General features: G+C 72.6%; 12 protein-coding genes and 2 pseudogenes. 10 read left to right on the top strand and 4 right to left on the bottom strand.

The features are described from left to right. Positions 1 to 304 precede the first annotated feature (304 nt). On the bottom strand, positions 305 to 1,399 hold the full coding sequence (locus tag RIN75_RS27225; RefSeq protein ID WP_309114951.1) for a PQQ-dependent sugar dehydrogenase: 1,095 nt from the start codon (positions 1,397 to 1,399) through the stop codon (positions 305 to 307). A gap of 302 nt (positions 1,400 to 1,701) precedes the next feature. Further along, a complete protein-coding gene (locus tag RIN75_RS27220) occupies positions 1,702 to 2,076 on the bottom strand; it encodes a helix-turn-helix domain-containing protein (RefSeq protein WP_309114876.1) in 375 nt (124 codons plus the stop codon). A gap of 85 nt (positions 2,077 to 2,161) precedes the next feature. On the opposite strand from RIN75_RS27220, the gene RIN75_RS27215 reads away from it, so the two are divergent. The 8 genes from RIN75_RS27215 (at position 2,162) to RIN75_RS27180 (ending at position 13,829) form a co-directional block, all read left to right on the top strand. Continuing rightward, positions 2,162 to 2,653 carry an alpha/beta fold hydrolase gene (locus tag RIN75_RS27215; RefSeq protein ID WP_309114875.1) on the top strand — a complete coding sequence of 164 codons (492 nt, stop codon included), beginning with the start codon at positions 2,162 to 2,164 and terminating at the stop codon, positions 2,651 to 2,653. Next, the gene (locus RIN75_RS27210) at positions 2,650 to 2,928 is read left to right on the top strand and encodes a hypothetical protein (RefSeq protein ID WP_309114874.1); all 279 of its coding nucleotides are present in this window, start codon (positions 2,650 to 2,652) and stop codon (positions 2,926 to 2,928) included. The genes RIN75_RS27215 and RIN75_RS27210 overlap by 4 nt, the downstream gene beginning before the upstream one ends. Positions 2,929 to 3,042: 114 nt before the next feature. Then, complete coding sequence (gene mfd / locus RIN75_RS27205) at positions 3,043 to 6,648, top strand: transcription-repair coupling factor (protein ID WP_309114873.1); 3,606 nt, start codon at positions 3,043 to 3,045, stop codon at positions 6,646 to 6,648. 50 nt (positions 6,649 to 6,698) lie between these two features. Then, the gene (locus tag RIN75_RS27200; RefSeq protein WP_309114872.1) at positions 6,699 to 7,631 is read left to right on the top strand and encodes a SurA N-terminal domain-containing protein; all 933 of its coding nucleotides are present in this window, start codon (positions 6,699 to 6,701) and stop codon (positions 7,629 to 7,631) included. Continuing rightward, positions 7,628 to 8,548, top strand: a complete 921-nt coding sequence (locus RIN75_RS27195) for a MazG family protein (RefSeq protein ID WP_309114871.1) — start codon at positions 7,628 to 7,630, stop codon at positions 8,546 to 8,548. Before RIN75_RS27200 ends, RIN75_RS27195 begins: the two co-directional genes overlap by 4 nt. Positions 8,549 to 9,077: 529 nt before the next feature. Then, positions 9,078 to 12,254 carry a PDZ domain-containing protein gene (locus tag RIN75_RS27190; RefSeq protein ID WP_309114870.1) on the top strand — a complete coding sequence of 1,059 codons (3,177 nt, stop codon included), beginning with the start codon at positions 9,078 to 9,080 and terminating at the stop codon, positions 12,252 to 12,254. A gap of 99 nt (positions 12,255 to 12,353) precedes the next feature. Further along, positions 12,354 to 12,929, top strand: coding sequence for a hypothetical protein (locus RIN75_RS27185; protein ID WP_309114869.1), 576 nt, complete (start codon positions 12,354 to 12,356; stop codon positions 12,927 to 12,929). A gap of 57 nt (positions 12,930 to 12,986) precedes the next feature. After that, positions 12,987 to 13,829 carry a lytic murein transglycosylase gene (locus RIN75_RS27180; protein WP_309114868.1) on the top strand — a complete coding sequence of 281 codons (843 nt, stop codon included), beginning with the start codon at positions 12,987 to 12,989 and terminating at the stop codon, positions 13,827 to 13,829. Positions 13,830 to 13,866: 37 nt separating this feature from the next. Here RIN75_RS27180 and RIN75_RS27175 read toward each other — a convergent pair whose 3' ends face one another. Together RIN75_RS27175 and RIN75_RS27170 are read right to left on the bottom strand one after the other, a co-directional pair. Further along, the gene (locus RIN75_RS27175; RefSeq protein WP_309114867.1) at positions 13,867 to 14,244 is read right to left on the bottom strand and encodes a tetratricopeptide repeat protein; all 378 of its coding nucleotides are present in this window, start codon (positions 14,242 to 14,244) and stop codon (positions 13,867 to 13,869) included. Between the two features lie 65 nt (positions 14,245 to 14,309). After that, positions 14,310 to 15,014: an alpha/beta fold hydrolase gene (locus RIN75_RS27170; RefSeq protein ID WP_309114866.1), complete on the bottom strand. Its 705-nt coding sequence runs from the start codon at positions 15,012 to 15,014 to the stop codon at positions 14,310 to 14,312. A 201-nt stretch (positions 15,015 to 15,215) separates the two neighbouring features. Here RIN75_RS27170 and RIN75_RS27165 point away from each other — a divergent pair. Further along, positions 15,216 to 15,729: pseudogene (locus RIN75_RS27165) on the top strand (cytochrome P450); the annotation flags it as partial. 9 nt (positions 15,730 to 15,738) lie between these two features. Further along, positions 15,739 to 16,317 (top strand): annotated as a pseudogene (gene eno / locus RIN75_RS27160) (phosphopyruvate hydratase); the annotation flags it as partial.

The following is a 16,317-nucleotide window of genomic DNA, read 5'->3' as shown; positions in this document are numbered from 1 at the left end:
GGTTCCCCCACCGCATGGCCTGGCAAAGCCGACCACAGATTTCCCGGGTGCCGCTGAAAACTTTTGCTCGTTCCTCGCAAAACTTTTCGGCTGCACCCGGGAAATCTGTGGTAGCCCTTCGGGCGGGCCATACGGGGATGACACAAGCAAGAAGCCCGGGTTGGGGTGTGTGCCCCGGCGGCACTGCCCGACGGCGCTGCGCGCCGAAGTGCAGGGCGCTGCGCGCCGAAGTGCAGGGCGCTGCGCGCCGAAGTGCAGGGCGCTGCGCGCCGAAGTGCAGGGCGCTGCGCGCCGAAAGCGGGTGTCAGCCTCGGGTCACCTTGAGGACCTTGTCGTTGGTGCCGTTGGACGTCGTCACGTAGAGGGCCTTGTCCGGGCCGAGTTCGGCGCCCCGCAGGCGGCCGTGGGTGTCGTCCAGTTCAGGCGGGATGGACACCGAGTGCACGCCGCCCTCGACCGTGACCGTGAACAGCAGGACCTTGGACCCCTTCAACGCGGTAACCGCGAGCACGCCGTCCATGTCGCCCCACTCCGCGCCTTCCAGGAACACGGCGTCGCAGATCGCCTCCGTGGGGCGGCCCGACGACCAGACGGCCGGGACGGCGTCGGGGAAGCGCTCCAGGTCGGTCATGGGCACGTCCTCGTCGTACCCGCCCTCGGTGCCGCCCTTGGACGGGTCCCAGCCGTAGTTCGCGCCCGGCTTGATGACGTTCACCTCGTCGTCCACGTCCGGGCCGTGTTCGGCGGCCATGATCAAGCCGTCCTTGCGCACGGCTACGCCCTGGACGTTGCGGTGGCCGTACGTCAGGACGCCGCCCTCGCCGGTTTCCAGGTTCAGCTTGAGGACCTTGCCCCCGAGGCTGTTGCGGTCCTGGGGGATCGACGCCCGGGCGGTGTCGCCGGTGCCGACGAGGAGGGAGCCGTCCTTGTCCAGCGACAAGCGGCAGCCCGAGTGGCGTCCGCTGGGGTTGGCCGGGAAACCGTCGCGCAGCGGGTTCTTCACCCGGCTCGCCTGGAAGCCGTCCAGTTCGAAGGTGACCAGGCGGATGTCGTTCGCCGTGTTGAAGCACGCGGTGAAGCGCTTGGTGGTGGCGAAGTCGGGGTGCACGAGCAGGCCCATCAGCCCGCCCTCGCCGCGCGCGACGACGTCTCCCAGATCGGCCTTGATCTGCGTCTTCTGCCCCTTGTCCACGAGGACCAGTCGGCCGGGGCGCTCGGTGACGAGCATTCGGCCGTCGGGCAGGAAGCCGACCTCCCACGGGTGGCTGAGACCGTCGGCGACGACCTCGACCTTGATGCCCTTGGGCGGGTCGGCGGGTGGCGCGCTGCCGCCGGGGGACTCGGCCGTGGAACACCCGGCGACCAGCAGTAAGGCGGCAACTCCGACAACCCGGCGCATACCGCTCAGCATGCCCACTACGGTGTGAATTCGCCCTACAGTGGATAGGGGCGTTCGTGTGGCAGGCGGGCGGTGGCCTCGTCCAGGTGGCCGGCGCGGACCAGCGCGTGGATCTCGTGGACCAGGGGGCGTGATGTCGGTGATGCCCACGATCCACTCGTCCACGTACCGCTGCGAAGCCCGCCCGGCGATCCCGGTGGCGTCGTTGTACGCCTGGTACACCGTGATGTGCCGATCGTCGTAGTCGGCACGGACCTCTTTGTACTCCACGACTTCAGCGTGATCGGCCGGTCAACGGGATTTCAGTGCGCGAGGTCGTACTCCCGGCGGGCCTCGGTGATCGTGGCGCGGTGGCGGGCGGCCCAGTCGGCCAGGGCTTCCAGCGGTCCGCGGATCTCCTCGACCAACGGCGTGGTGGCGTACTCGACGCGGGGCGGGGCGTCCGGGTGCACGGTGCGGGTGATCAGGCCGTTGCGCTCCAGGTTGCGCAGGCTCAACGTCAGCATCCGGCGGCTGACGCCCTCGATGGACCGCTCCAACTCGCTGAACCGGCGCGGGCCGTCGCCGAGCCGCACCAGCACCTGCGCGCTCCACTTGTCGCCGATCACCGCGAGGACGTCGCGCAGCGGGCAGTCGTCCGTGACCTGGTCGGTCACCTCTGTGTGCCGTCGGGACAAGAAAGTGCCTCCTTCCGAAGGCGTCCATCGTGGTTGATCATCGCCCGGTACAAGAGGTAACTCTCCAGGTCGAAGGGGCTTCGACATGCCTTGTGCGCGCGTTGACGGGCTCAAGGTCCACTACGAGGTCACCGGGGACGGCCCGCCGCTGGTGTTGCACCCCGGTATGTTCTGCGTCGGCGAGGACTGGGCGCGCCGCGGCTACACGCCCGTGCTGCGGGCCGAGCACACCGTGATCGCGATCGACCCGTTGGGCCTGGGCGCGAGCGACGGGCCGCACGACCCGGCCGCGTACGCCCTGCCGCGTCGGGTCGCGCACGTGACCGCCGTCCTGGACGACCTCAAGATCGAGGCCGCCGCGTGCTGGGGGTACTCGCTGGGCGCGCTGACCGTCCTCGGGATGGCGGTGCACGCGCCCGAGCGGTGCACCCGGGTGGTCGCCGGGCGTGGGACCCGGTCGACGGGTTCCGGTCGGGGCTGGAGCACGCGCTGCGCCGGTACGGCCTGCCTGCCGACACCGACCCGTTCACGCTGCTGCGGGACGGCGCGTGCGCGGACCCCGACCAGGCGGCGGTGATCGACGCGGCCGACCCGGAGGCCCTGCGGGCCAACTTCGCGGCGTTCTCCGCCGACCGCGGGCTCCACGCCGCGCTCATGGGCACCCGCGTGCCCTTGCTCATGTACTGCGGGACCGAGGACCCGTGGCACGACCCGATGCGCGAGGTCGCCGGGCGGGTCGGCGCGGACTTCTTCGCGGTGCCCGGTGCGGACCACGGCGGCGGCTGGGCCCGGCGGGACGACGTGCTGCCGGTGGTCCGGGCGTTCCTCGGCGCGGGCACCGCCTCCGGGTAATCGACCGGCGGAGTGTCGTGGGGTGCCCGTAGGCTGGTGGGCGAGCACCCCTCGCGGCGGCGTCAAGGTCCCGGGCAGGGGTCTGTTCTCGTCTGCCCCCAAGGGAGCCACGCAATGCCCCAGTCCGGCCCGCTGTCCGGCCTGTTGACCGCTGTCCTGTCCGACAAGGCGCTCACCACGCTGGTCGACTCCACCGGCGCACCCGACCTGGAGCTGGAGGGCGCGCCCGCCGCCCGGCCGCTGGTGGTGGCCGCGCTGAGCCGCAAGGTGCCGGTGCTCGCCGTCACCGCCACCGGCCGCGAGGCCGACGAGCTGACCGGGGTGCTGCGCGACCTCATCGGGCGCGACGCCGTGGCGAACTTCCCCAGCTGGGAGACGCTGCCCCACGAGCGCCTGTCGCCGCGCGCGGACACGGTGGGCGCCCGGCTCCAGGTCCTGCGCCGGCTCAAGCACCCCGGTGACGAGCCGCTGAAGGTCGTCGTCGCCACCGTCCGCAGCCTCATCCAGCCGATGGCCCCGGGCCTGGGCGACCTCAAGCCCGTCGACCTCGAAGTCGGTGTCGAGCACGACTTCGAGGACCTGCTCAACGACTTCGCCCAGCTCGCCTACACCCGCGTCGACATGGTCGAGAAGCGCGGCGAGTTCGCGGTACGCGGCGGCATCCTCGACGTGTTCCCGCCGACCGCCGAGCACCCGCTGCGGGTCGAGTTCTGGGGTGACGAGGTCAGCGAGATCCGGCCGTTCTCGGTGGCCGACCAGCGCTCGCTGCCGGAGAGCGTCACGAAGTTCACCGCCCCGCCGTGCCGCGAGCTGCTGCTCACCGACCGGGTCAAGGAGACCGCCGCCGCGCTGGCCGCCGAGCACCAGGCCGACGCCCAGCTCGCCGAGATGCTCGACAAGATCGCCAACGGCATCCCGTCCGAGGGCATGGAGGCGCTGATCCCCGCCCTGTGCGAGGGCGAACTCCAGCTGCTCACCGACGTCGTCCCGGACGGCACGCACGTCCTGCTGGCCGACCCGGAGAAGATCCGCGCCCGCGCCCACGACCTCGTCCGCACCGGTCAGGAGTTCCTGGAGGCCTCCTGGATGGCGGCGGCGGGCGGCGGCAAGGCCCCGATCGACCTCGGCGCGTCGGCCTACCGCGGCCTGGGCGAGGTCGCCGACGCGGCCCGCGCGAAGGGCCGGCCGTGGTGGACGCTCAGCCAGCTGACCACCGAGGGCGGCGACGTCGTCCGCCTGGAGTTCAAGCACGTCGAGGCCTACCAGGGCGACGTGGACCGGGCGTTCACCGACTTGCGCGCGCACACCGCGTCCGGCGGCACGGCCGTCCTGGTCGTCCCCGGCGCGGGCACCGCCCAGCGCGCGGTCGAGCAGCTCGCGGACGCCGAGGTGCCCGCCGTGCTCCGGGAAACCCTCGACACGCCACCGAAGGCCGGGGCGGTGTCGGTCGTGCGCGGCGCGCTGGAGGACGGCTTCGCGCTGCCCGACCTGGCCCTGGTCGTGCTCACCGAGACCGACCTGACCGGCGGGCGCGGCGGGACGTCCACGAAGGACATGCGCCGGATGCCGTCGCGCCGCCGCAACGCGGTGGACCCGTTGGCGCTCAAGCCCGGCGACTTCGTGGTGCACGAGCAGCACGGCATCGGCAAGTACGTGGAGATGGTGCAGCGCACGGTCGCCGGCGCGACCCGCGAGTACCTGGTGCTGGAGTACGCGTCCTCCAAGCGCGGCCAGCCCGGCGACCGGCTGTTCGTGCCCACCGACCAGCTCGACGAGGTGTCCCGGTACGTCGGCGGCGAGCTGCCCACGCTGAACAAGCTCGGCGGCAGCGACTGGAAGAACACCAAGGCCAAGGCGCGCAAGGCGGTCAAGCAGATCGCGGCCGAGCTGGTGCAGCTCTACGCCGCCCGCCAGGCCGCGCCCGGCCACGCGTTCGCGGCGGACACCCCGTGGCAGCGGGAGCTGGAGGACGCGTTCCCGTTCACCGAGACCGTCGACCAGATGGCCGCGATCGACGAGGTCAAGGCTGACATGGAGCGCTCGGTCCCGATGGACCGGGTGATCTGCGGCGACGTCGGCTACGGCAAGACCGAGATCGCGGTGCGGGCGGCGTTCAAGGCGGTGCAGGACGGCAAGCAGGTCGTCGTCCTGGTGCCCACCACCCTGCTCGCCCAGCAGCACCTCAACACGTTCACCGAGCGGATGCGGGCGTTCCCGGTGAAGGTCAAGGGCCTGTCCCGGTTCACCGACCCGACCGAGGCCGAGCTGACCATCGCGGGACTGGCCGACGGCGAGGTGGACGTCGTCATCGGCACCCACCGGCTGTTGCAGAAGGGCTTGCGCTACAAGGACCTCGGTCTGGTGATCGTGGACGAGGAGCAGCGGTTCGGCGTCGAGCACAAGGAGCACATCAAGGCGCTGCGCACGCACGTCGACGTGCTCACCATGTCCGCCACGCCGATCCCGCGCACCCTGGAGATGTCGCTGGCGGGCATCCGCGAGATGTCCACCATCCTCACCCCGCCCGAGGAGCGGCACCCGATCCTGACCTACGTCGGCCCGTACGACGACAAGCAGGTCGGCGCGGCGATCCGGCGCGAGCTGCTGCGCGACGGCCAGGTGTTCTACGTGCACAACCGGGTGTCGTCGATCGAGAAGGCCGCCCGCCGCATCCGCGACCTGGTCCCCGAGGCCCGCGTGGTCACCGCGCACGGCCAGATGAACGAGGACAAGCTGGAGAAGATCATCCAGGGGTTCTGGGAGCGCGAGTACGACGTGCTGGTGTGCACGACGATCGTCGAGACCGGCCTGGACATCTCCAACGCCAACACGCTCATCGTCGAGCGCGGCGACATGCTCGGCCTGTCCCAGCTGCACCAGCTGCGCGGCCGGGTCGGCCGGGGCCGCGAGCGCGGGTACGCCTACTTCCTGTACCCGCCGGAGGCCCCGCTGACCGAGACCGCGCACGACCGGCTCGCGACCATCGCGCAGAACACCGAGCTGGGCGCGGGCATGGCGGTGGCCATGAAGGACCTGGAGATCCGCGGCGCGGGCAACATCCTGGGCGCCGAGCAGTCCGGCCACATCGCGGGCGTCGGGTTCGACCTGTACGTGCGGCTGGTCGGCGAGGCCGTGGAGGCGTTCCGCCGGCACGCGGGCGCGGAGGTCGACGGCGAGGAGGAGCTGGCCGAGGTCCGGGTGGACCTGCCGGTCGACGCGCACATCCCGCACGACTACGTCCCCGGCGAGCGGCTTCGGCTGGAGGCCTACCGCAAGATCGCGGCGGCGGCCGACGAGGACGCGCTGCGGGCGGTGTGGGACGAGCTGAAGGACCGCTACGGCACCCCGCCGCTGCCGGTCGAGCGGCTGCTCGCGGTGGCCCGGTTCCGGCAGACCTGCCGCCGGCACGGCGTCACCGAGGTCGCCACCCAGGGCAACACGATCCGCTTCGCCCCGCTGGAGCTGAAGGACTCGCAGCTGGTGCGGATGCGCCGGCTGTTCCCGAAGGCGGTGTACAAGCAGGTTACGGGCACGGTGAGCGTGCCTAGGCCGACCGAGGGGGCGGCAGGCGGCCGAATGGGCGCACCCCTGCTCCGCGACCAGGAACTGATCGACTGGTGCGCTCACTTTTTGGAGTCGTTGGCGGGTACTCGCGCGCGTGAGCTTGCGAACTCGCCATCCAACACAGCAGCTCCGCTCGCTCCGCCCTCCGAGCGCTAGCGAGGAGGGCGGGGTGAGCGGCGTCACCGGTTCGTGAGAAGGTAGCCGGCGTGAGGACAGTGCAGAGGCGCTTCACCCTGGTCGGCGCGGCGGTCGCACTCCTGGTGGCGGGCTGCGGCACCGGCCCGAGCCAGGTGGGCGCGGCGGCCATCATCGGCGACTCCGTGATCCCGCTAGAGCAGGTCCAGCAGCGGCTGGACGCGCTCCGGAAGAAGGAGCCGGAGGTCCAGAAGCTCCAGGAACAGCACAAGTTCGACGAGGTCGCGCGGATCGCCATGGGCGCCTACGTCCAGCAGGAGCTGGTCAAGCGCGCCGCGGAACGCGAGGGCGTCACCGTGTCCGAGGAGGCGGTGACCCAGGCCGTGGACGACGCCGGCGGCGCGGAGACCGCCTCCGAGCGGACCGTCTGGGACGCCACCACGTACCGCGACTGGGCGAAGACCCAGCTCCTCGCGGTCGAGCTGGGGCGCAAGCACGTCGACCGGATGGAAGTCACGTTCGACTACTTCTACGCCAAGGACGACACCGAGGCGAAGGAGAAGGCCAGGCAGGTGGAGAAGGACCCGGCCAAGATGGCCGAGTTCGTCAAGGCCGCTCCGACGAGCCCGGACGGGCAGCAGCTGTCCGGGAGCGGCGAGAAGGTGCACTCCGCCGAGGTGCCGAGGTTCGCCGCGACCCCCCTGTTCGCGGTGCGACCGGGCACGGTCGTGGCGTTCGCCCCGGAGCAGGGCAACGCGCAGTGGTTCGTGGCCTACGTGAGGGACTTCAAGGACGACGTCCGCCCGCGTGGCGAGGTGTCCACCGAGCAGTTGGCGCCGCGGGCCCTGGAGGCCATCGGGATGCGGCTGGCCCAGCGGCTCGCGGGTGACCCGGAGATCAGGGTGAACCCGCGCTTCGGCGTGTGGGACCCGTCGGCGATGACGTGCGCCGCGAGCGAGGACACGCTCGCCGGTTTCCAGGCGGCGGTACGTTCGAAGTCGTGAGCACCGTCGTCCTGCTGGGTTCCCAGACCGTCCTGCCCGCCGCCGCGCTGCCCGCTCTGCGGGGCGCGGCGGCGGTCTTCGCTTCACCCGACCTCGACGCCGAGGTGTGGGCGGAGCTGGGGGTGTCGGCGTGGGCGGACGTCCCCGGCCCGGTGGTGTACCTGACCGGGTCGTTGGACGACCCCCGCGCGCGTGACCTGATCGCCGCCGGCGCCGACGTCGTGCGCGGCCCGGTGGGCACCGGTCTGGTGGACGCGGCCCTGGTCATGGACCGGCTGCGGTCGCCGGGCGGCTGCCCGTGGGACGCCGAGCAGGACCACAAGTCGTTGCGGCAGTACCTGGTCGAGGAGACCTATGAACTGCTGGAGGCCATCGAGGACGGCGACCGGGCGGCGCTGCGCGAGGAACTGGGCGACGTGCTGCTGCAGGTCCTGTTCCACGCGCGGATCGCGGCGGAGGACGTCGAGCCGTTCGGCATCGACGAGGTGGCCGGCGACCTGGTGGCCAAGCTGGTGGGCCGGCACCCGCACGTGTTCGAGGGCCACGACCCGGCGGTGCGGGACGCGCACACCCAGCAGCACCGGTGGGAAGAGCTGAAGCAGGTCGAGAAGCAGCGGGAGTCCAGCCTGGACGGGGTCGCCACCGGCCAGCCCGCGGTGGCGCTGGCGGGCAAGCTGGCGCAGCGGACCGCGCGGGCCGGGTTGCCGGTGGACCTGCTGCCCGAGGGCGACGACGTCGGCAGCACGTTGTTCGCGGTGGCGGCGTTGGCGAAGCTGGCGGGCGAGGACCCGGAGACCGAGCTGCGGGCGGTGGCCCGGCGGTTCGAGGCGCGGGTCCGGGCGGCCGAGAAGTCGGCACGGGCGGCCGGCATCACGAAGCTGACCGCCGAGGACTGGCGCGCCCACTGGCCTTCCTGACATCCGACGCGAACAGGGGCAGACGCTGCTTTTCGCCGCGTAGCGGCCGCTTTTGCGCCGCAGGCGCCCTATGGGCTATCAGCCTCCCCCGGGGGGCCTGCCGCGCGGCGAGCGCCGCTTTTGATCTTGAGAGCGCGAAGCGCGTTGGGTTTGAGGGCGCGTCAGTGTGGTTCAAGAGCGCGAAGCGCGTTCGGCTTGAGCGCGTCAGCGCGGTTCAAGAGCGCGAAGCGCGTTCCTCCTCCAGTAGCGGGGAGCGAGTTGCGTTCAGCCCCGCGAAGCGTGGGGTTGAGCGGGGAAGCGCGAGTCTAAAGATTAAAAGCGCCTCGCCGGCGGGCGAGCCACCAAGGATGACACAAGCAAGAAGCCCGGGTTGGGGTGTGTGCCCCGGCGGCACTGCCCGACGGCGCTGCGCGCCGAAGAGCAGCGCGCTGCGTGCGTGGGAGCGCGCTGCGTGCGGGGGTGGTGGTGTGCGGACCGGTTCAGGCGAACATGATCGCGGTTGTCAGGAGGGCGCGCTAACGTCGATCAGGTGAGCGAACAGGCCTACCTCCGCCATCCCCACCTGCACGGCGACCTCGTGACCTTCGTGGCCGAGGACGATGTCTGGCTGGCCCCGCTCGCGGGCGGGCGGGCGTTCCGGGTGACCGCGGACCAGGTGCCGGTGGGCAACCCGCGGTTCGACCCGACCGGCACGCACCTCGCCTGGTCCAGCCGGCGGGACGGTGCGCCCGAGGTGCACCTCGCGCTGGTCACCGGCGGCGAGGCGAAGCGGCTGACGCACTGGGGGTCGTGGACCACCGGGGTGCGCGGGTGGACGCCCCAGGGCGAGGTGCTGGCGGTCAGTTCCACCGGGGAAGCGACGTCCGTGCGCAAGTGGGCGTACGCGGTGCCGGTCGACGGCGGGCCGCCCCGGCGGTTGCCGTTCGGCTGGGTCGGCGATGTCGCGTACGGGCCGGACGGGGTCGTCGCGATCACGTCCAACTACGGGCACGACCCGGCCTGGTGGAAGCGGTACCGGGGCGGGTCGGCGGGCAAGCTGTGGGTCGACCTCAAGGGGGACGGCGAGTTCTCCCGCATCCTCAGCGACCTGACCTCGACCCTGAGCGCGCCGATGTGGGTCGGCGGGCGGTTGGCGTTCCTGTCCGACCACGACGGGGTGGGCAGCGTGTACTCGTGCCTGCCCGACGGCTCGGACCTGCGGCGGCACACCGAGCAGGAGTTCTACGCGCGGGCCGCGACGACCGACGGCGAGCGGATCGTCTACCAGAGCGCGGGCGACCTGTGGGTGCTCGACAGCCTCGACGCGCAGCCGCGCAAGCTGGAAATCCTGCTGGGCGGACCCCGGACGGCCACCCGGCCCCGGCACATCACGCCCCGGCCGGAGGACGTGCACCCGGACAAGACCGGGCGGGCCAGCGTGGTCGAGGTGCGCGGCACCGTGCACTGGGTGACCCACCGGGACGGGCCGGCGCGGGCGCTGGCCGAGCAGCCCGGGGCGCGCAACCGGTTGCCGCGGGTCGTGGGCGACACCGTGGTCTGGGTGACCGACGCGGACGGCGAGGAGGGGCTGGAGTTCGCGCCGGTCGGCGGGGTCGAGCCGGGCAACTCGCCGCGGCGGGTCGCGGTCGGCCGGCTCGGGCGGGTGCTGGAGCTGGCGGTCGCGCCGGACGGGCGCAAGGTCGCCGTGGCCACCCACGACGGGCGGCTGCTGCTGGTCGACGTGGAGTCCGGCGAGGTCCGCGAGGTGCTGCGGGACGCCAACCCCAACGTCAGCGACCTGGCGTTCTCGCCGGACTCGAACTGGCTGGCCTGGTCGCACCCCGGTCCGCGCCCGCTGCACCACATCCGGATGACCAACACCACCGACCTGTCCGTGGTGGACGTGACCCCGCTGCGGTTCGCCGACTTCTCGCCCGCGTTCACCGAGGACGGCCGCTACCTGGCGTTCCTGTCCATCCGCAGCTTCGACCCGGTGTACGACGCGCACGTGTTCGACCTGTCCTTCCCCACCGGCTGCCGCCCCTACCTGCTGCCGCTGGCCGCCACGACGCCCTCGCCGTTCGACCCGCTGCGGCTGGGCCGGCCGGTCGGCGACGACGACAAGGACGACAAGGACAAGGACCACAAGGACGAGAACCCGATCACCGTGGTCGACCTGGACGGCCTGGCCGACCGGGTGGTGCCGCTGCCGGTCGCGGCGGCCGGGTACTCGTCGCTGACCGCCGCGAAGGGCGGGCTGCTGTGGCTGCGCAGCCCGTTGCGCGGGGTGCTGGGCGACAACCTGGCCACGCCGTCGAGCCGGCCGCCGCGCAAGGTGCTGGAGCGGTTCGACCTGACCAAGGCGCGCGCCGACGTGCTGGTGGACGGGCTCGACTCGTACGCGGTCAGCGGCGACGGGCAGCGCCTGGTCGTGCTGGACGGCGGCGACCTGCGGGTCGTGCCGTCGGACCGGAAGGTCGACTCCGACGACCCGGACTCGGTGGACGTGGACCTGTCCCGGGTGCGGGTCGTGCTGGACCGGGCCGCCGAGTGGCGCCAGGCCTACGCGGAGGCGGGCCGGCTCATGCGCGACCACTTCTGGCGCACCGACATGGGCGGCGTGGACTGGCAGGGCGTGCTGGACCGCTACCGGCCGCTGGTGGACCGGCTGGGCAGCTACTCGGACTTGGTGGACCTGCTGTGGGAGGTGCAGGGCGAACTGGGCACCTCGCACGCGTACGTGATCTCGTCAGGCGGGTCGAGCGGGCGGCCGGTGGGGCTGCTCGGGGCGGACCTGGAGCGCGACGAGTCCGGGGCGTGGCGGGTGGTCCGGGTGATCCCGGGCGAGACCTCCGACCCGGCGGCCCGGTCGCCGCTGGCCGCGCCCGGCGTGGCGGTGCGGCCGGGTGACGCGATCGTGGCCGTGGACGGCCGGCAGGTCGACCCGCTGACCGGTCCGGCGCCGCTCTTGGTCGGCACGGCGGGCAAGCCGGTGGAGCTGACCGTGCGGCCGGGTGGCGGCGGGGAGCCGCGCCGGGTGGTCGTGGTGCCGCTGGAGGACGACGAGCCGCTGCGCTACCACGCGTGGGTCGCCGACCGGCGGGCCCGCACGCACGAGCTGTCCGGCGGGCGGGTCGGGTACCTGCACGTGCCGGACATGATGGGCGCCGGCTGGGCGCAGCTGCACCGCGACCTGCGGGTGGAGCTGATGCGCGAGGCGGTCGTGCTGGACGTGCGGGAGAACGGCGGCGGCCACACCTCGCAGCTGGTCGTGGAGAAGCTGGCGCGCAAGGTCATCGGCTGGTCGGTGGCGCGCGGCTACACCACGGCGGACAGCTACCCGGCGGACGCGCCGCGCGGGCCGGTGGTGGCGATCGCGGACGAGTTCGCCGGGTCGGACGGCGACATCGTGAACGTGGCGATCAAGCAGCTGGGCATCGGGCCGGTGGTCGGCACCCGGACGTGGGGCGGGGTGATCGGCATCGACATGCGCTACGACCTGGTGGACGGCACGGTGGTGACGCAGCCCCGGTACGCGAGCTGGTTCGAGGGCGCGGGGTGGGGCGTGGAGAACCACGGCGTGGACCCGGACGTGGAGGTGGTGATCACGCCGCAGGACCGGGTGGCCGGGCGGGACCCGCAGCTGGACACGGCGGTGCGGCTGGCGCTGGAGGCGCTGGAGACCCGGCCGGCGGCCGTTCCGCCGCAGCTCCCGCCCCTCGCCTGATCGAGTTCACCCGACCGTGTGGTGCGGCGGTGGTTGCGACCGGTGCCCCCGAACCGATCAATGAGTAGCACGCAAGATCCTGGTCGGGGGTTCCGGTTCGTGAGTCATCGTGAGTTGCCGCGCAGCGGGCGCGGGTGTGTTTCGGCTGTCGTCCTGCTGCCGGTGGCGGCGCTGGGCGGGGTGCTGGCGTTGGTGTTGACGTTCGGGGCGGAGTCGGAGCCGCCGGTCGAGCAGGGTCGGCGCACGGACGCGCCGGGCCGGCCGACCCTGGTCAGCCTGCGCACCACCGCGCCCCTGCCGGACGATCCCGCCGCGTTGATCGGCGAGCCGCCGGAACGCCGAACAGTGCAGCGCAGCCAGGCGTCCACACCGGGGGCGCCGCCGGCCGGGGAGGTGCCGCCGGGGCCGGGCGTGCCGCCGGCACCGGGCCTGCCGGAGGTGCCGTGGGTGCCGGAGGTGCCGTTGCCGACGGTGCCGTCCCCGTCGTCGTCGGTGGTGGTCCCGACGACGAGCGCCCAGCCCACGTCGTCCGCCACGACCCCGCCGCCGACCTCGGCGCCGCCGTCGACCGAGAGCCCGTCGACGAGCACTCCGCCGACGTTGCAGCCGACCACGCCATCGGTCACCGAAACCACCCCGCAGGCCACCACCACGACCCCAACGACCATGGCCTGACCTGCGGTTTCACCCGTCCGTGTCCGGCTGCCGGCCGGAGCACGTAGCCTGGGGTGCGTGGTCGTCCCGCCGCCCGAGAAAACCACGCCGCGAGCCCCGGCTCGCGGCGGCGTAGGCAACCTGGTCGGTCGGCTGGCCCTGGTCGCCCTGCTGCTCGTGTTCGTGGCGGGCGGCGCGTGGGCGCTGAGCGTCTTCAACCGCCCGAAGCCCCACGACCTGGCCGACCCGCCGTTCCCGGTGCCGTTCCAGGAGGTCGAACCGGGGTCCGCCGCCCCCGGCGTGGCCGGCGAGCTGCCGCCGCAGGCCGCCCCGAGCCAGCAGACGGTCTCCGCGGAACCGCTGACCGCGTGGGCGGTGGCGGTGTCGCAGAAGACCGACATCCCGGTCCGGGCTTTGCGCGCGTACGCCGTGGCGGACCTGATCATGCAGGCCGCACAGCCGGCCTGCCGCGTGTCGTGGGCGACGTTGGCCGGCATCGGCCGGGTCGAGTCCATCCACGGCACGATCAACGGCGCCCGCCTCGGCGAGGACGGCCGCCCGTCCAAGCCGATCATCGGCATCGCGCTGGACGGCCGGCCGGGCGTGAAGGCGATCAACGACAGCGACGGCGGCACCCTCGACGGCGACACCACGTGGGACCGCGCGGTCGGCCCGATGCAGTTCATCCCGACGACGTGGGCGAAGTACGCCGCCCGGGCCAACGGCGACGGCAACCCGCCGGACCCGCAGAACATCGACGACGCGGCCCTGGCGGCGGCGCGGTACCTGTGCTCGGGCGGGCGGGACCTGGCGACGGGGGAGGGCTGGTGGACGGCGGTGCTGGCCTACAACCAGTCGGTGGAGTACGGCCAGAAGGTCTTCAGCGGCGCCGACGCCTACGCCCGCGCCAGCCTGGGCTGACCGTGTTGGATTGCGCCGCCTCCGGCCTCGCGAGGGGTCAGCGGTCGCGTTCGACGGCCAGCCGCGCGCTGACCTCGCCCAGGGCTTCCTGGTACTCCGGGGTCGGGTTCATCGCCGCGGCCATCCGCAGCTGCGCCAACGCCTCCGGCAACCGGCTCTGCCGCTGCAACGTCCGCCCTAACGCGAACCTGGCGTAGTAGTCGCTCGGGTCGAGTTCCAGGACCTTCCGGAACGCCGCCTCGGCGCGCTTGAGCTGCGCCGACCCCAGGTACGCCCGACCGGCCAGCAGTTGCACGCTCGGCTGGTCCGGAGCGGCTTCGAGCACGACGGCCAGCTCGCGCAGCGCCTCCAACGGGCGGCGGTCCGCGAGCAGCGCCTCGGCTCGGCGGAACGCCTCGAAGGTGCTGTCGGTCATGGTCCGATCAACGCTACCCGCGCGTCGGCCGTTCATCGACAGCCGACCGGATGACAGGACGTGTGCTACGCCCCGCCCAACCGCGCCAGGACCGGGTCGAGCGACGCCGGCTGCTCCACGTGGGCGTTGTGACCCACGCCGGCCAGCACCATTCCACCCGGCGCGGCGGCGTGGAGATCCACCTCGGGGCACATCCGGTCGTGCTCGCCGGCGGCCAGGGTGATCGGCGCCTTCGACGCCGAGAGCAGTCCCGCGACGTCCGGTGCGCCCACACCGAAGGCGGCCATGTCGAGCACGGGACGCCACCCGGGACCGTCCGGGACGACACCGTGCTCCAGCGGCACACCGGCGAGCTTCGACGCCCGGTCGACCGCCTCGGCGCGCGTCTCGAAGACCTTCGGGGGCCGGGCCGCGAGGCCGGCGGCGCGCTCCAGTTCCTCGGCGGTCCAGCGCAGCTTGATGCCGACGCCGGCCACCGCCGACACGTCCACGCCGAACCACCCGCTGGCGAGGGTCAACGCCACCACACCGCCCAACGAGTGCCCGAGCACCGCGACCGGCCCGGCGGGCACCACCGACGCCACGGCCGCCGCGAACGAGCCGAACGAGTACCGCTCCAGCGGCCCCGACCGGCCGTGCCCCGGCAGGTCGGGCACCAGCCACGACCCGTTCCACCGGTCGACCACGCCGCGCCACACCTCACCGGTGGCGCCCAACCCGTGCAGGAGGACCAGCAGAGGTCCGGAACCGCCGCGCTCCACGTGGATCACGCGAGAATCGTGCCATGGCCAGTGACGGCGCGAGGCCGCGTCGGCTTGTCGCGTCGCCTTCCGCTCCGATCACGTTTTCGATCGGAGCGAAGACGGCGCGACAAGCCGACTTCCAGGCGGCCTCGCCGCGACGCCGGAGGCGGCGCAATCCAACACAGTGATCGTCGACCCGGACACCTACACGCGCGGCGTGCCCCACCCGGCAACGAGACGCTCCGCAACGGCACCCCCGGCGGCATGATCGCCCTGATGGCCAACCCCGACCAGTACGAACTCCTGAAGAAGGAGCGCACGCTCCTGCCGAACGCGGTCGAGGAGATGTTGCGCTGGTGGACGCCGGTCATGCACTTCCGCCGCACCGCCACCCGGGACATCGAGCTGTCCGGCACGCCCATCGGGGAGGGGGACAAGGTCGTGGTCTGGTTCGCCTCCGCCAACCGGGACGAGCGGGGTCTTCACAGACCCCCACCGGTTCGACGTGAGGCGTCGTGACATAGACCACTTGTCGTTCGGGCACGGCCCCCACTTCTGCCTCGGCGCGCACCTGGCCCGCGTGCAGCTACGTGCGTTTTTCGGCGCCGTGCTCGACCCCCTGGGCGTGCTGGAGGCCGCCGGGGAGCCCACGCGGCTCCGGTCGAACTTCCAGAACGGGGTCAAACGCCTACCCGTGGGTCACCAACTAGGCTCCTCATCGGTAAAGACATGGTCTGACTAGGGAGCGCACGTGGCGGTCATCGAGCAGGTCGGCGCCCGCGAGATCCTGGACTCGCGAGGCAACCCCACCGTCGAGGTAGAGGTGGCGCTGGACGACGGCACGCTGGAGCGCGCCGCGGTGCCGTCGGGGGCTTCGACCGGTGAGCACGAGGCGGTCGAGCTGAGGGACGGCGACAGCAAGCGCTACCTGGGCAAGGGCGTCGAGAAGGCGGTCACCGCGGTCCTCGACGAGATCGGCCCCGAGCTGGTCGGCATCGAGGCCGTCGAGCAGCGCGTGGTGGACCAGAAGCTGGTCGACCTCGACGGCACGCCGGACAAGTCCCGCCTGGGCGCGAACGCCATCCTCGGCGTGTCGCTCGCGGTGGCGAAGGCGGCGGCGGCGTCCAGCGGCCTGGAGCTGTTCCGCTACGTGGGCGGCCCGAACGCGCACGTGCTGCCGGTGCCGATGCTGAACATCCTCAACGGCGGCGCGCACGCCGACACCGACGTGGACATCCAGGAGTTCATGATCGCGCCGATCGGCGCCGACTCCTTCCGCGAGGCGCTGCGCTGGGGCACCGAGGTCTACCACGCGCTCAAGTCCGTGCTG

The organism is Saccharothrix sp. (assembly GCF_031180885.1).
GTDB lineage: Bacteria > Actinomycetota > Actinomycetes > Mycobacteriales > Pseudonocardiaceae > Actinosynnema.
The sequence above is the reverse complement of the archived record's forward strand: the minus strand, read 5'-3'. Positions and strand labels throughout refer to the sequence as shown.

Coding starts and splice junctions, on each gene's coding strand:
- RIN75_RS27175 (WP_309114867.1), bottom strand. CDS start 14,244: ATGACCGACAGCACCTTCGAGGCGTTCCGCCGAGCCGAGGCGCTGCTC.
- mfd (WP_309114873.1), top strand. CDS start 3,043: ATGCCCCAGTCCGGCCCGCTGTCCGGCCTGTTGACCGCTGTCCTGTCC.
- RIN75_RS27215 (WP_309114875.1), top strand. CDS start 2,162: ATGCCTTGTGCGCGCGTTGACGGGCTCAAGGTCCACTACGAGGTCACC.
- RIN75_RS27225 (WP_309114951.1), bottom strand. CDS start 1,399: ATGCGCCGGGTTGTCGGAGTTGCCGCCTTACTGCTGGTCGCCGGGTGT.